The sequence below is a fragment of the Pseudomonas sp. FW305-E2 genome, assembly GCF_058782925.1.
In genome coordinates this window covers 60,338-74,638 of sequence record NZ_JBYSYE010000001.1, presented here as the reverse complement: position 1 = coordinate 74,638, position 14,301 = coordinate 60,338, and the positions used below count along the sequence as shown (strand labels likewise).

Below are 14,301 nucleotides of genomic sequence, written 5' to 3'. Positions count from 1 at the left end.
GAACCAACGCGGTGGATGGCACCGGCTCTGCCGGTGTTCGCGGGTAAACCCGCTCCTACAGGGCATGCACAGAATTGTAGGGGCGGGCTTGCCCGCGAATAGGCCTGCACAGGCCACCCGAAAGGATCAGGCCGGCACCATGGCAAAGCCGACGCCGAACCGGTTCCAGGCATTGATGGTGGCAATCGCCAAGGTCAGGTTGGCCACCTCGGCCGGCTCGAAGTGTTCCTGCAGGGCTTCATATTGCCCCTGCGGCGCACCCTGTTCTGGCAAGCGGGTCAGGCTCTCGACCCAGGCCAGCGCAGCGCGTTCACGCGGCGTGAAGTAGCTGGTTTCCTGCCACACGCACAAGGTCTGCAGGCGTGCTTCGGTCTCACCGGCCTTGCGCGCATCGTTGGCATGCAGGTTGACGCAGTAGGCGCAGCCGTTGATCTGCGAAGCGCGCAGGCGTATCAGCTCCAGCAGCGAGTTTTCAAGGCCGCTGTTAGCCAGCGCCTGCTCCAGGCCGACCATGGCTCTGTAGGCTTGCGGCGCGTGTTTGGCCCATTCGATACGGTTGTGCATGTCAGTCTCCAGGCGTGTGGGGTGGATATGGCGCTACTGTAGCGCCGCTCATTGGCCACCCCGATAGCCAATTTTGCGCATAAGCGGGAGGCCAATCGTCCATTCAGGTGGCCACTGACCTGCATCCAATCTCTTCATTTCTGCCAAGCCAGCCGAGCCGGGATAATGACCAGTTCCTGCTACAAGAGAACCGAATCACAATGAGCGCTGTACTGAACCTGTTGCTGGTGATCCTGCTGGCGTTGAACCTGCGGCCGATCCTGACCAGTATCGGCCCGTTACTCGAACCCATGCGCGCCAGCACCGGCCTGGGTTACCAGCAGGCTGCCTTGCTGACGGCGCTACCGGTGCTGTGCATGGGCCTGGTGCCCCTGTTGCAACCGTGGCTGCGACGCTGGGTCAGCGAGCACGGCGGCATGCTTGGGGGCCTGACCGCCATTGCCTTGGCCTGCCTGTGGCGCCTGCAACTGGACAGTGCCTGGGCGCTGATCGCCAGTGCGCTGGTCGCCGGCCTGGGCGTGGCGGTGGTGCAGGGCATGATGCCGGGGCTGGTCAACCGCTGGTTCCCTGGCCGTCTGGCCGGGGCGATGGGGCTGTACTCGGCGGCGCTGATGAGCGGCGGCGGCTTGGCGGCAGTACTCGGTCCACACATCAGCGGCCATTTCGGTTACTGGCAGGCGGGCCTGGGCGTTTGGGCGATCCCGGCCGTGCTGGCGGTGCTGGCCTGGGCCGTGCTGCGGCCGAGGCAGGAGGCGCCAAAGCTGTCTGGGGCCGCAGGCGGGCACTGGTTCGGCACCCGCCGGGCGTGGTTGCTGGCCCTGTACTTCGGCCTGATCAACGGCGGCTACACCAGCATGGTGGCCTGGTTGCCGGCTTACCACATCGAGCACGGCGGCAGCGCTCAGGGCGGTGCCGACCTGGTGGGCCTGATGACCGTCTTTCAGGTGCTCGGTGCGCTTGGCTTGCCGCTGCTGCTGCGACGTTGGGCCGACAGGCGCCCGGGTTTGTGGCTGGCGCTGGCGATCCAGCTGGCGGGCTTTCTGGGTCTTTTGCTGGCACCTGCGGCGGCTTCCGGGCTTTGGGTCGCCATGATCGGCTTTGGCTTGGGTGCCTGCTTCAGCCAGTGCCTGACGTTGACCCTGGAACACCTGAAAACGCCTGCCGAGGCCGGCAGCCTGGCGGCGTTCGTACAGGGTATCGGCTTTATCATCACCGGCATCGTGCCGTATATCACGGGTTGGCTGCGGGATGTCAGTGGCGACTTCCAGGCTTCGTGGACGCTGTTGACCGTGACCGTGATGGCAATGCTGCTGGTGACCGCGTGCTTCAACCCGCGCGGCTATGCGGCGGCTATCGCCCGGCCGGCCGCAACCGGCAAGGCCGCACCGGTCAACTGAGGCGTTGCAGGGTATCGCGTACGCGGTCCAGCGCCGGGTCGATGTCCAGCAGTTCGATGGCGCCGAAGCCCATCAATAGCCCCGGGCGGACCGGCGCCTCGCTGAAGAAGGGGGCCAGTGAATACAGGCCGACCTCTACCTTGCGCGCGAGGTTGGCCAACAGTTCCACATCCACTGCGGGGGTAGCCAAGGCACTGAGGTGGAAGCCTGCGCTGGCGGGGATGGCGCTGAACCACGGTGCCAGATCGCCGCCAAGGCGCGCCAGGATGCGCTCGCGGCGTGCGCTGTAGACCTCGTGGCAGCGGCGGATGTGCTTGTTCAGGTGGCCTTCGCCAAGGAAGCGCGCCAGCGCCCACTGCAGCAGGGTCGGGCTGTGCCAATCGCTAAGGTGCTTGGCCACGCAAGCGGCCTGCAGTACGGCAGGCGGTAATACGGCATAGCCCAGGCGCAGCTCGGGCAGCAAAGTCTTGGAGAAGGTCCCGACGTAGGCGACCAGCCCATGCCGGTCCAGACGCTGCAGCGCGTCCGAGGCTGGCCCGTGGTAGCGGAACTCACAGTCGTAGTCGTCTTCGATGATCAGTGCACCCAGCTCGGCGGCGCGCGCAAGCAGGGCATGCCGGCGTGGCTCGCTCATCGGCATGCCCAGCGGGAACTGGTGCGAGGGGGTGACGTAGATCAGCCGGGTGCCGTCGGCGATCTGTTCCACGCACAGGCCCTCATCGTCCACCGGCACCGATTGCAGGCGTGCCCCCAGGGCCAGGAACAATTGCCGTGCCGGCGGGTAGCCAGGATCTTCCATGGCCACCTGGCAGCCCGGTTCGACCAGCACCCGGGCGATCAGGTCCAGCGCCTGCTGGGCGCCGTTGCACACCAGCAGATCGGCTGCGCTGCAGTGCACCCCGCGCGAGTAGGCGATGTGGTGGGCAATGGCTTCGCGCAGTTCCGGCAAGCCCTGGGCCGGGAATTGTCGCTCGGGGTGGCGCTGGCTGCGGCGCAGCGCGTAGTTCAGGCAACTGCGCCACTGGTCGAAGGGGAACTGTGCCTTGCTCGAAGCACCACCGACGAAGTCATAGCGCGATGGCGCTTGCACCTGGCGTTGGCTGAGCACGGTGGCGCGCTGCTGCCAGCGCTCGAGGGAGGCGGCGCCAGCCAGGGGTATGGTGGCTGATTCGTTACTGCGCAGCGGATGGCGCGGGGTGACGAATGTGCCACGGCCGACCACGCCGCTGAGCAGGTTATCGTAGGTCAGCCGCGAATAGGCCTCGGCCACTGTCTTGCGCGATACGCCCAGTTGCTCAGCCAGCAGACGGGTGGGCGGCAGTTGGGTGCCGGCGGCCAGGTGGCCGCTGTCGATACCGTCGCGCAGTTGCTGGTAAAGCTGGTCGGCCAGGCCTTTGCGGCCCTCCAGGCGAATGTGCAGTTCCATGGGCGGGTCCGGAGCGGAGGATTGCTCAGGATAGCGGATCGGCTGCGACTCAGGTGCTTGTCACAGGCGACGAAGAGGCCGAGCCAACCGCTCAGAGCCGAGCGGTGCTGACGGTGATATAGCCTTTTTCTGCCAGGGCAATGCGTATCACGGTTTCATCCTCCGGCGCGTTGCGGTTGCGCTTGATGCGCACGCCTTCAACCGCCGAAGCTTTCATATGCTCTGAAATGGCCCGCCCGTTCGCGTCGAAGAACACCTCGCTGGCCAGCAACTCGATGCGTTCGATCAATTGCCGGGAATGTTCATCGGTGGCGCAGAAGAACATGACCCCCGACAAGTGCGGGTCGTTGTCGGGGTTGGTCATGTCATGGGCCAGCATTTCGCGCAGGCTGCTGCGCAGTTCGGCGATGGGGCGGGCGTACGGGTGCATGCGGAGCCTCCTCTGGATCGCGACCTTGCGTCCTCCAGTGCCGATCATGTTTTCTGTGGGCAGAGGCAGCAAGTAGGGCGCTTCTGAGGGCGGCGTAGGAAACGTCTTAAGATGCTGGGCGGTGGTCGAACCCCAGGGTCTACAAGGCAGCAGCCCCCGCCTTGGCCACCTGGGCATCCTGTTCGGATTTGACGCCGGATACACCAATGGCGCCCACCACCTGGCCTTCCACCCGCAGCGGCACGCCACCTTCAAGGCTGGTCAGCAGGGGAGCGGTCACGAAGGCCGTGCGGCCGCCATTGACCATGTCTTCATAATCCCGCGTCTCTTTGCGCCCCAGTGCGGCGGTGCGGGCCTTTTCCATCGCGATGTAGGCACTGGCCGGTGCGCAGCCGTCCAGGCGTTCCAGGGCCAGTGGGTGGCCGCCGTCGTCGACCACGACGATGGTCACGCTCCATTGTCGGGCCTGGGCTTCCTGGCGGGCGGCGGTCAGTACGCGGGCGATTTCGGTCTGGCCGATAGCGAACTTGCTAAGCATGGGCGGGCTCCGGGTTCAAGGCGGCTTCGACGATTTCGATCCAGTGGCGCACGGGTGTGCGTCCAGCCCCATCGAGGTGGGCCTGGCAGCCTATGTTGGCTGTGGCAATGACGTGCGGTTTACCGCTTTCCAGCGCATTCAGACGATTGTCGCGAAGTTGCAGTGACAGTTCAGGTTGGGTCAGCGAATAGGTCCCTGCCGAGCCGCAGCACAGGTGGCCATCGGGCACCGAGGTCAGGGTAAAGCCAAGCCGTGTCAGCAGCGCCTCTACCGCGCCGCCCAGCTTCAGTGCGTGCTGCAGGGTGCATGGGCAGTGGAAGGCCAGGCGCTGTTCGGCGCACAGGGCCAATTGTTCGATTGGCTCATCGCGCAGGATTTCCACCAGATCGCGGGAAAGTGCACTGACCCGTGCCGCCTTGGCAGCGTAATGGGGGTCTTTCTCCAGCAGATGGCCATAGTCGCGGACAAACGCGCCGCAGCCGCTGGCGGTCTGCACGATCGCCTCGGCACCCGCTTCGATGGCGGGCCACCAGGCGTCGATATTGCGCCGTGCCCGCTGCCGGCCTTGCTCCTGAGCATTCAGGTGATAGTCCACCGCGCCACAGCATCCGGCCTGCAGGATGGGTTGCACACTGATGCCCAGGCGGTCGAGCAGCCGCGCAGCCGCGGCATTGGTATTGGGTGACAGGGCTGGCTGCACGCAACCTTCCAGCATCAGTACCCGGCGCGCATGGCGCACTGCCGGACGCGGGCCGGGTGTCGTTACCTGCACCGGCAACTTGCGTTTGAGTGAGGCCGGTAGCAGCGGGCGCAACGCCTGGCCGCTGCGGGTCAGGGCCTTGAACAGTGCCGGGCGCGGCACCACCGCACGCAGGCCCAGGCGCAACAGGCGCTGGCCGAGTGGGCGTGGCACCTGCTGCTCGACCACTGCGCGGCCGATGTCCAGCAGGTCGTGGTACTTCACCCCCGATGGGCAGGTGGTTTCGCAGTTGCGGCAGGTCAGGCAGCGGTCCAGGTGCAATTGGGTGCTGGCGGTGACCGGCTCGCCTTCGAGCATCTGCTTGATCAGGTAGATGCGCCCGCGCGGGCCGTCCAGTTCGTCGCCCAGCAACTGGTAAGTGGGGCAGGTGGCGGTGCAGAAGCCGCAATGTACGCAGGTGCGCAGGATGCGCTCGGCTTCGTCGGCGCGGGCCAGGCGGCGCGAGGTTTCGCTAAGGTTGGTTTGCATGGGCTGGCCTCATAGGTCCGGGTACAGGCGACCAGGGTTGAACACCCCCTGGGGATCGAGCTGCTGCTTGAGGGCGCGGTGATAGCGCATCAGTGCAACCGGCAGCGGCGGGCTGCTGGCTGCACCGGGGGCGTAGCAGGTGGCGTGGCCGCCCACCCTGGCGACCTGGTCGCGAATGGCCTGCGCCGGTGCGCAGGTCTTGAGCCAGCGCTGGGCACCCCCCCAGTCGATCAGTTGCTGGCCGGGCAGGTCCAGCTCGCCGGTGACGGTGGGTACGGACAGGCGCCACAGGGGGGCGGCGTCGGCAAAGAACGCCAGGCGCTGCTCGCGCAGGTCGCGCCAGAAGCGGTTATCGAGCGTTTCGCCCCCCAACCGCTGGCGTGCCGATTGCACCGACCCTTCGCCGCCTTCCAGGCGCAGGTACAGCGTTTCGCTGTCATGGCAGGCGGCGCTGATCGGGAGCGGTTGCTGGCCCCATTCGGCCAGCTCGGCCAGCGCTTCATTGCGGCCCATCGGCAGGCGCAGGCTCAGGCACAGGCGCGGCCGTGGCAGCACTTTCAGCGAAACCTCGGTCAGCAGCCCCAGGCATCCGAAGCTGCCTGCCATCAGGCGTGACACATCGTAGCCGGCGACGTTCTTCATCACCTCGCCACCAAAGCGCAGCAGCTTGCCGTGGCCGGTGATCACCCGTGTACCCAGTACAAAGTCGCGCACCGACCCGGCCCAAGGCCGTCGCGGGCCAGACAACCCGGCCGCGACCATGCCGCCCAAGGTGGCCTCGGGGCCCAGGTGGGGTGGTTCGCAGGGCAGCATCTGGCCGGCCTCGTGCAGGGCTGCCTCGATCTCGCGCAGGGGGGTACCGGCGCGGGCCGTGAGTACCAGCTCGGTGGGGTCGTAGCTGACAATGCCGCGGTGGTTGCGGGTGTCGAGTACTTCGCCGGCCACCGGGTTGCCGAGCATCGCTTTGCTGTTGCTGCCCTGGATACGCAGCGGCGTACCTTCGTTCAGCGCCTGGTTGACCTGCTCCAACAGCGTCTGGCTCATGTCGCGCTCCATGCTCATCAGAAGCGCTCCAGCTCGGGGAAGGGCAGTTGCCCCTGGTGCACGTGCAGGGCGCCGAATTCGGCGCAGCGGTGCAGGGTGGGAATGTTCTTGCCGGGGTTGAGCAGGCCCTGGGGGTCGAAGGCGGCCTTCACCGCGTGGAACAGGGTAATTTCGTCGCTGTTGAACTGCGCGCACATCTGGTTGATCTTCTCGCGCCCCACGCCGTGTTCACCGGTGATGCTGCCGCCCACCTTCACACACAGTTCCAGAATCTTGCCGCCGATCGCTTCGGCACGCGCCAGCTCGCCGGGCAGGTTGGCATCGAACAGGATCAAAGGGTGCATGTTGCCGTCGCCGGCATGGAACACATTGGCGACCCGCAGGCCGTACTCCGCGGACAGGTCGCTGATGCCCTTGAGCACCCGTGGTAACTCGCGGCGCGGGATGGTGCCGTCCATGCAGTAGTAGTCCGGGGAGAGGCGCCCCACGGCCGGGAAGGCGTTCTTGCGCCCGGCCCAGAAGCGAACACGCTCGGCTTCGTCGCAGGCCAGGCGTACCTCGCGGGCCCCGGCTTGGGTCAGCACGGCGGCGACGCGTGCGCAGTCGTCGTGAACATCGGCTTCCACGCCATCCAGTTCGCACAGCAGGATCGCCGCCGCGTCCACCGGGTAGCCGGCATGGATGAAGTCTTCAGCGGCGCGGATCGCCAGGTTGTCCATCATCTCCAGGCCGCCGGGAATGATGCCGGCAGCGATGATGTCGGCAACTGCCCGGCCAGCGTCCTCGACGCTGTCGAAACTGGCCAGTATCACCCGCGCCACCTGGGGCTTGGGCAGCAGCTTGACGGTGACTTCGGTGACGATACCGAGCATGCCTTCGGAGCCGGTGAACAATGCCAGCAGGTCGAAGCCGGGGCTGTCCAAGGCATCGCTGCCGAGGCTCAGGCGTTCGCCCTCGACCGTAAGGATTTCCACCTTGAGCACATTGTGTACGGTCAGGCCGTACTTGAGGCAGTGCACGCCACCGGCGTTTTCGGCGACGTTGCCGCCGATCGAGCAGGCAATTTGCGAGGAAGGGTCGGGTGCGTAATACATGCCATGGGGTGCGGCGGCCTGGGAGATGGCCAGGTTGCGTACGCCCGGTTGCACGCGGGCGTAACGCCCCTGTGGGTTGACCTCGAGGATACGGTTGAAGCGCGCCATCACCAGCAGGATGCCCTTGGCCAGCGGCAGGGCACCACCAGACAGGCCGGTACCGGCGCCACGCGCAACCACCGGTACGCCGCGCTGGTGGCAAAGCTTCAACAGCGTCTGCACCTGCTCCAGGCGCTCGGGCAGCGCCACCAGCAGTGGCACGGTGCGGTAGGCCGACAGGCCGTCGCATTCGTACGGTTTGAGGTCTTCATCGCGGTGCAGGATTTCAAGGTCCGGCAGTGCATCGCGCAGCGCCTGCAACAGGGCGGCCAGGTCCACGTTGGGCAGCGCGCCATCGACGCGTTCGTCATACAGGATATTCATTGGCTCACTCGCAACGGTTTTTGTTGTTGTTGGCGAAGCGGTCACCGATGCAGCGTGCGCGTGCTAGCGTTCGGGGTCGAGCGAGATGTTGACTGGTCCTACCAGTTTCTTCGGGCAGTACTGTTTATTCACGGTTCTGTCTGGCTAGATTGGCGCTATAAGTCAAAGTGGTCCTACCAGCAGGGGTGTGCGCAGTGGGTACTGAAGGCAAGGCCAAGGTCGCCGACCAGGTGGCCGAACGGGTCGAGCGGCTTATCGTCGAAGGCGTGCTGAAGGTGGGCCAGGCGCTGCCATCGGAGCGGCGGCTGGTGGAAAAGCTTGGCTGTTCACGTTCGGCCTTGCGCGAGGGCCTGCGCGTTCTGCGTGGGCGCGGCATCATCGACACCGAACAGGGGCGGGGTTCGTTCGTCGCCGATCTCACCGGGCAGGCGGGTGCTACGCCTTTGATGCACCTGTTCAGTTCGCAACCGCGCACGCTGTTCGACCTGCTGGAGGTCAGGGCGTTGCTGGAGGCTGAGTCGGCGCGGCTGGCGGCGTTGCGGGCTACCGACGTCGACCGCCTGCTGATCCGCCGGCGTTACGAAGAAATGCTGGCTGCGCACGAGGCTGCGCAGGCGCTCGATGCCCGTGAGCATGCCCGCCGTGACCATGCCTTTCACCGGGCGATCAGCGAGGCGTCGCATAACCCGGTGCTGGTGCATACCCTGCAATCGCTCAGTGACCTGACGTTGAGCACGGTGTTTGCGTCGGTCAACAACTTGTACTGCCGGCCAGCGCAGAAACGCCAGATTGATCGGCAGCATGCGCGGTTGTATCGCGCAGTCATGGAGCAACTGCCCGAGCAGGCGCAGCGGGCGGCGCGTGAGCATATCAACGGCATACGCGACAGTTTGCGGGAGATCGAGCAGGAAGAGCAGCGCCTGGTCAGGGCGACCATGCGTATGGATGGCTGGGCGTGAAGCGGCCTTGTATCGGCCCTCTCGCGTCGAACCGCCGCGAAAGGGCCGGTACAGGTTTACTCAATGGTCAGCCACAGGGTCATCTTGCGACAGGATGGCCCGGGCCAGCTCTTCGTCGTTGGCCTGCAGCCCAGGATGGTCCTTGCGGGCCTGTTCAAGCGCCGACTCCACATAGGCGCCGCGGATGGCACCGCCGCTGGCGACGAACGCTGAAAGTTCGTCACGGGCCGGGATGATCCGTTTGTCATCCTTGAAGGTCGAATACAGCGAAGCGGAAATACCGGCCGAGGTGGCGACGTCGCCCGCATCGACGCGGGCCAGGGCAGCACCGGCAGGCACCAGGAGCAGCAGCGCAGGGGCGAGCAGTAGGTGGCGCATGTCGTGTTCTCCAGTAACGTGAAGCACAGGGAAATAAACCACTCAGTGTCTAAGACGGTTGAGGCGTTCGGGTAGTTCCCTTCTGCTGGCAGGAGCGTGGCGGGGATGAAGGTGCACCTGCCGCTGATGATGTGGCTGAACGCACGGTTTCAAGGTGTCGACGGAGCGCGTCGTGGATTGACCGCGTCGGGACGCGCGTGATTTGCTTGGGTGGAGGGCTTCGCGGGCAAACCCGCAGAGCGCCCTGCCGATCATTCAAAGGAAACTGAAGGTTCGCCCATGTCCGACTACAGGCTGCATTGCTTCGCCGAATCCGGCAACGCCTACAAGGCTGCGCTCATGCTTGAACTCACCGGCCAGAACTGGCAGCCGGTGTTCGTCGACTTCTTCCATGGCCAGACGCGTGAGCAGACCTGGCGCGATGAGGTGAATGAGCAGGGCGAGGTGCCGGTGATGGAACACGCTGGCAAGCGCTTCACCCAGTCTGCGCTGATCCTCGAATACCTTGCCGAACAGACCGGCCAGTTCGGGCCTCGCGATGAAGATGAAAAGCGTGAGATCTGGCGGTGGATGCTGTTCGACAACCATAAGTTCACCAGCTATTACGCTGCGCTGCGCTTTCTGTTCTGCCTGAAGAACACCGGCGAAACCGATGTCACGCGGTTCCTGCGCGAGCGTGCCACGGCGGCTTACCGTATTGTCGACGCGCACCTGGCGAAGACGCCATTCATGGTCGGTGGCCGGTTGACCATCGCCGACCTGTCGTTGGCGGGGTATGTGTTCATGCCAGAAGACACCGGTATCCCGTTGGCAGCGTTCACGCACATCGAGGCCTGGAAAGCCCGTATCCAGGCGCTGCCGGGGTGGAAACACCCGTATGAGCTGATGCCGCGCACGGCATCCTGACTCATTCGCGACTAAAGCCGCCTGCACAGCGGCTACGCCAAATCATGTGTGTGGCACACCCCGAGTGGGTGCGCCGCCCGCATACTCCGGCTTCAGGTGCCCTTGCTCATCCAGCAGATAAGCATCCATCACTTCCCGCACCACCGGCCCTGCGACCCGGCCTCCAGCCTCACCGTTCTCGATCATGACCGCCACCACCACACTGGGGTGCTCAGCCGGAGCAAAGCCGACAAACAGGGCGTTGTCGCGGTGGCGCTCCAGGGTCTTGTTGCGGTTGTAACGCTCACCCTGTTTGATCGCCACCACCTGCGCGGTACCACTCTTGCCGGCGATCCGATACTGCGCGCCTGCTGCTGCGGCGCGGGCAATGCCGCGCGGGTCGTGCATGACCATCTGCATGCCCTGGCTGACCTGGTCCCAGGCATGCTTGTCGTGCAGCACGATGTCGGGCATGGGGTTTGGGTCGATCGGCGTATCGCCACCCACGGTCATGGCCAGGTGCGGGCGGTGCCACACGCCCTTGCTTGCCAGCAGGCTGGTGGCCTGGGCCAGCTGCAGGGGGGTGACCTGCATGTAACCCTGGCCAATGCCAAGGATCAGCGTCTCGCCCGGGAACCAGGCCTGGCGTCGTGTGGCGCGCTTCCACTCGGCCGAGGGCATCAGCCCGGAGGCTTCCTCGAACATGTCCAGCGACACCTTCTGGCCCAGGCCGAACTCGGCCATGTAGTCGTGCAGGCGGTCGATGCCCAGCTTGTGCGCCAGGTCGTAGAAGTAGGTGTCGTTGGAGCGCATGATGGCGGTGTACATGTCCACCCAGCCGTCGCCGCTGCGGTTCCAGTTGCGGTACTTGTGGTCATAGTTGGGCAGTTCGTAGTAGCCCGGGTCGAACACCCGGCTGCCAGGGGTGATCACCCCGCTGTCGAGGCCAGCGATGGCCACTTCAGGCTTCACGGTCGAGCCAGGCGCATACAGGCCGCGCAGGACGCGGTTGAACAGTGGGCGGTCGATGGAGTCGCGCAGCGCGGCATACTGCTTGAAGCTGATACCCTTGACGAACAGGTTGGGGTCGAAGCTGGGGTTGCTGACCATCGCCAGTACGTCACCATTGGCCGGGTCCAATACCACCACCGAGCCACGGCGGTCACCCAGCGCTTTTTCTGCGGCTATCTGCAAATGGGCGTCCAGGGTGAGGACTATATCCTGCCCAGGGGTCGGGTCCTTGTGGTTGAGCACGCGCATCACCCGCCCCTGAGCGTTGGTCTCGACCTCTTCGTAGCCCACGTGGCCATGCAGCTGGCTTTCGTAAAAGCGCTCGATGCCGGTCTTGCCAATCGATTGGGTGCCGCGGTACTCCGTGCTGTCGAGCGTCTTGGCTTCTTTCTCGTTGATGCGTCCCACATAGCCCACTGAATGCGCGAAATGCCCGGCCAGTGGGTACTCACGGATGAACTGCGGCTCCACCTCCAGTCCCGGCAGGCGGAACTGGTTCACCGCTACCAGGGCGATCTGCTCCTCGCTCAGGCCCACCATAAGGGTTACGGGCTCGAACGGTTTGCGGCCACGGCGCAGGTCCTTGTCGAACTGCTTACGGTCGTCTTCGGTCAGGCCCAGCACCTGCGTCAGGGTGTCGAGCACCTTGGCCGAGTCGCCGCCTGATCGCTCGCGGGTCATGGTCAGGTCGAAGCTGGGCTTGTTGTCGGCCAGTACCACGCCGTTGCGGTCATAGATCAGCCCGCGTTCGGGGGCGATGGGCAGCACGTGCACGCGGTTGTTTTCCGACACGGCCGTTTGTTGGTCGTGCTGCAGCACTTGCAGCACATAGAGCCGGCCCACCAGGACAGCACACAGGCTGAACACCATGGCAGCGCAGGCCAGAAGCCGACGGTTGACCAAGTGTTTTTCCTTTTCGTGGTCCTTTAGCGGGATGGGTTGCGGCATCTGTGAATCGATCCTGAGGGGTGGCAATACGCGCGCGATCGGGCCGCGGATGCTACGCAACCCGTACCGCACCCTCAAGGCGAGTCCCGGCTGCCCGCTGGCTGGCATCGGCTGTGCCCCCCATGATCAGGGCGCTGAGGGGGAATATGAAGATTTGTTCATTGCGGAGTCATGATGGCAGATCAGGGGTGGTTTCTGATGATTTGTGGATCCATAATTCGATTCTGTTCGGTAACCGAACATCAAGTTTCTTTGGTTGTAAATTTATAAGCTATTGAATTTATTTATAAAAAATATGCTTTTTGCTAGCGATGAACTGAAATTGGTCGCGCCTGATTGATAGGCAGTGCTTTCGTAACGTTGTCTGTGGATCCATTATCTGGTTGATTAGCGCCTGACAACGGCCGGAGCCCTCCTGCCGTATGCGATAACAATTACAAAAAGGGTCCAGTCATGAATGGCTATCCAGCGGCACTGAACCGTCAGGGTTCCTCCCGTTGCGCCTGCGCGTGCGCATCGTTCCTCTCGCCTGTGGCCAAGCCTGGCCGGCAGGTGACCCCATGAATACCGATCTCAAGCAACGTCTGGACAACGACCCGATGGGGCGCTTTCAGTGCCTGGCCATTGGTATTTGCATCATCCTCAACATGATCGATGGCTTCGACGTGCTGGTCATGGCCTTCACCGCCGCCTCGGTGTCTGCCGAGTGGAACCTGAATGGGGCGCAGGTAGGGCTTCTGCTCAGTGCCGGCTTGTTCGGTATGGCGGCCGGGTCATTGTTCATCGCGCCGTGGGCTGACCGCTTTGGCCGACGCCCGCTGATCCTGCTGTGCCTGGCGCTGTCCGGTATCGGCATGCTGCTCTCGGCACTGAGCCAGAGCCCGCTGCAACTGGCGCTGCTGCGTGGCCTGACCGGGCTGGGCATCGGTGGCATCCTGGCCAGCAGCAATGTGATTGCCAGTGAATATGCCAGCAAACGCTGGCGCGGCTTGGCGGTGAGCCTGCAGTCCACTGGCTATGCGCTGGGTGCGACCCTGGGCGGTTTGCTGGCGGTATGGCTGCTGGGGCATTGGGGCTGGCGCTCGGTATTTCTGTTTGGCGGCATCGTCACCGTACTGGTAATCCCGCTGGTACTGCTGTGGTTGCCAGAGTCGCTGGACTTTCTGCTGGCACGCCGGCCGGCCAATGCGCTGGCCCGGGTCAACCGCCTGGCCGTGCGCCTCGGCCAGCCGGCATTGGCGCAACTGCCGGCTGTTGCCGCACGGGCAGAAGGTGCCAGCAGCGGTTTCAAGCAGCTGCTGGCGCCGGCCATGCGCCGCACCACGCTGGTGATCTGGTTGCTGTTCTTCCTGGTCATGTTCGGCTTCTACTTCGTCATGAGCTGGACGCCGAAACTGTTGGTGGCCGCCGGCTTGTCGGCCCAGCAAGGCATCACCGGCGGGGTGCTGTTGAGCGTGGGCGGCATCCTTGGCGCGGCGCTGATCGGCGGCTTGGCTTCGCGCTGGCCACTGACGCGCGTGCTGGCGTTGTTCATGCTCATTACCGCCGCGCTGCTGGTGCTGTTCGTGGCCAATGGCGCCTCGGTCACTGCGGCGCTGGCGTTGGGCCTGCTGATCGGGCTGTTTTCCAACGGCTGCGTGGCTGGGCTGTATGCCTTGTCGCCGGTGGTCTATGACGCATCGGTACGTGCCACCGGTGTGGGTTGGGGGATCGGCATCGGCCGCATGGGCGCAATCCTGTCGCCGACCGTGGCTGGCGTGCTGCTTGATGGTGGCTGGCAACCCCTGCATCTGTACGGCGTGTTTGCCAGCGTGTTCGTGCTTGCCGCGGGTTGCCTGCTGCTGTTGCGCCCAACGGCCAAGCCTGCGTCTGCCTTGCCTGCTGATGCACTGAGCCACTGAGTGCAACCCGGCCTGGCCGGGTATCTGAATGCAACTTACTGCTCCGGGTCATGCTGGCCTGGGGCGGTCTGCTGC

General features: G+C 64.7%; 13 protein-coding genes. 4 read left to right on the top strand and 9 right to left on the bottom strand.

Annotated elements, in window-relative coordinates; all coding sequences use genetic code 11:
* Positions 1–126 precede the first annotated feature (126 nt).
* Positions 127–564, bottom strand: a complete 438-nt coding sequence (locus AC3WLP_RS00305; protein WP_012051952.1) for a carboxymuconolactone decarboxylase family protein — start codon at positions 562–564, stop codon at positions 127–129.
* 200 nt (positions 565–764) lie between these two features.
* Here AC3WLP_RS00305 and AC3WLP_RS00300 point away from each other — a divergent pair, with 200 nt between their 5' ends.
* Positions 765–1,961, top strand: coding sequence for a CynX/NimT family MFS transporter (locus tag AC3WLP_RS00300; RefSeq protein WP_003256168.1), 1,197 nt, complete (start codon positions 765–767; stop codon positions 1,959–1,961).
* On the opposite strand, the gene pdxR is transcribed toward AC3WLP_RS00300, so the two are convergent.
* The 6 genes from pdxR to glcD form a co-directional block, all read right to left on the bottom strand.
* Entirely contained in the window at positions 1,954–3,387 is a 1,434-nt protein-coding gene (gene pdxR, locus AC3WLP_RS00295) for a MocR-like pyridoxine biosynthesis transcription factor PdxR (RefSeq protein ID WP_014756217.1), read from the bottom strand. The genes AC3WLP_RS00300 and pdxR overlap by 8 nt on opposite strands.
* 91 nt (positions 3,388–3,478) lie before the next feature.
* Positions 3,479–3,817: a hypothetical protein gene (locus AC3WLP_RS00290; protein ID WP_004576022.1), complete on the bottom strand. Its 339-nt coding sequence runs from the start codon at positions 3,815–3,817 to the stop codon at positions 3,479–3,481.
* A 139-nt stretch (positions 3,818–3,956) separates the two neighbouring features.
* Positions 3,957–4,355: a heme-binding protein gene (locus AC3WLP_RS00285; RefSeq protein WP_088512340.1), complete on the bottom strand. Its 399-nt coding sequence runs from the start codon at positions 4,353–4,355 to the stop codon at positions 3,957–3,959.
* The gene (gene glcF / locus AC3WLP_RS00280) at positions 4,348–5,583 is read right to left on the bottom strand and encodes a glycolate oxidase subunit GlcF (RefSeq protein WP_088512339.1); all 1,236 of its coding nucleotides are present in this window, start codon (positions 5,581–5,583) and stop codon (positions 4,348–4,350) included. Before glcF ends, AC3WLP_RS00285 begins: the two co-directional genes overlap by 8 nt.
* Before the next feature lie 9 nt (positions 5,584–5,592).
* Positions 5,593–6,645, bottom strand: a complete 1,053-nt coding sequence (gene glcE / locus AC3WLP_RS00275) for a glycolate oxidase subunit GlcE (RefSeq protein ID WP_012051958.1) — start codon at positions 6,643–6,645, stop codon at positions 5,593–5,595.
* Positions 6,645–8,144, bottom strand: coding sequence for a glycolate oxidase subunit GlcD (glcD, locus tag AC3WLP_RS00270; RefSeq protein WP_012051959.1), 1,500 nt, complete (start codon positions 8,142–8,144; stop codon positions 6,645–6,647). The genes glcE and glcD overlap by 1 nt, the downstream gene beginning before the upstream one ends.
* 194 nt (positions 8,145–8,338) lie before the next feature.
* Here glcD and glcC point away from each other — a divergent pair, with 194 nt between their 5' ends.
* Positions 8,339–9,103: a transcriptional regulator GlcC gene (gene glcC, locus AC3WLP_RS00265; RefSeq protein WP_017148259.1), complete on the top strand. Its 765-nt coding sequence runs from the start codon at positions 8,339–8,341 to the stop codon at positions 9,101–9,103.
* Positions 9,104–9,163: 60 nt separating this feature from the next.
* Here glcC and AC3WLP_RS00260 read toward each other — a convergent pair whose 3' ends face one another.
* Positions 9,164–9,481 carry a DUF2388 domain-containing protein gene (locus AC3WLP_RS00260; RefSeq protein WP_017148260.1) on the bottom strand — a complete coding sequence of 106 codons (318 nt, stop codon included), beginning with the start codon at positions 9,479–9,481 and terminating at the stop codon, positions 9,164–9,166.
* A 279-nt stretch (positions 9,482–9,760) separates the two neighbouring features.
* Here AC3WLP_RS00260 and AC3WLP_RS00255 point away from each other — a divergent pair, with 279 nt between their 5' ends.
* A complete protein-coding gene (locus AC3WLP_RS00255) occupies positions 9,761–10,387 on the top strand; it encodes a glutathione S-transferase family protein (protein WP_012051960.1) in 627 nt (208 codons plus the stop codon).
* A gap of 42 nt (positions 10,388–10,429) precedes the next feature.
* On the opposite strand, the gene mrdA is transcribed toward AC3WLP_RS00255, so the two are convergent.
* On the bottom strand, positions 10,430–12,325 hold the full coding sequence (gene mrdA / locus AC3WLP_RS00250) for a penicillin-binding protein 2 (RefSeq protein ID WP_003256152.1): 1,896 nt from the start codon (positions 12,323–12,325) through the stop codon (positions 10,430–10,432).
* Positions 12,326–12,885: 560 nt separating this feature from the next.
* On the opposite strand from mrdA, the gene AC3WLP_RS00245 reads away from it, so the two are divergent.
* On the top strand, positions 12,886–14,226 hold the full coding sequence (locus AC3WLP_RS00245) for an MFS transporter (protein WP_088512338.1): 1,341 nt from the start codon (positions 12,886–12,888) through the stop codon (positions 14,224–14,226).
* Positions 14,227–14,301: the final 75 nt, after the last annotated feature.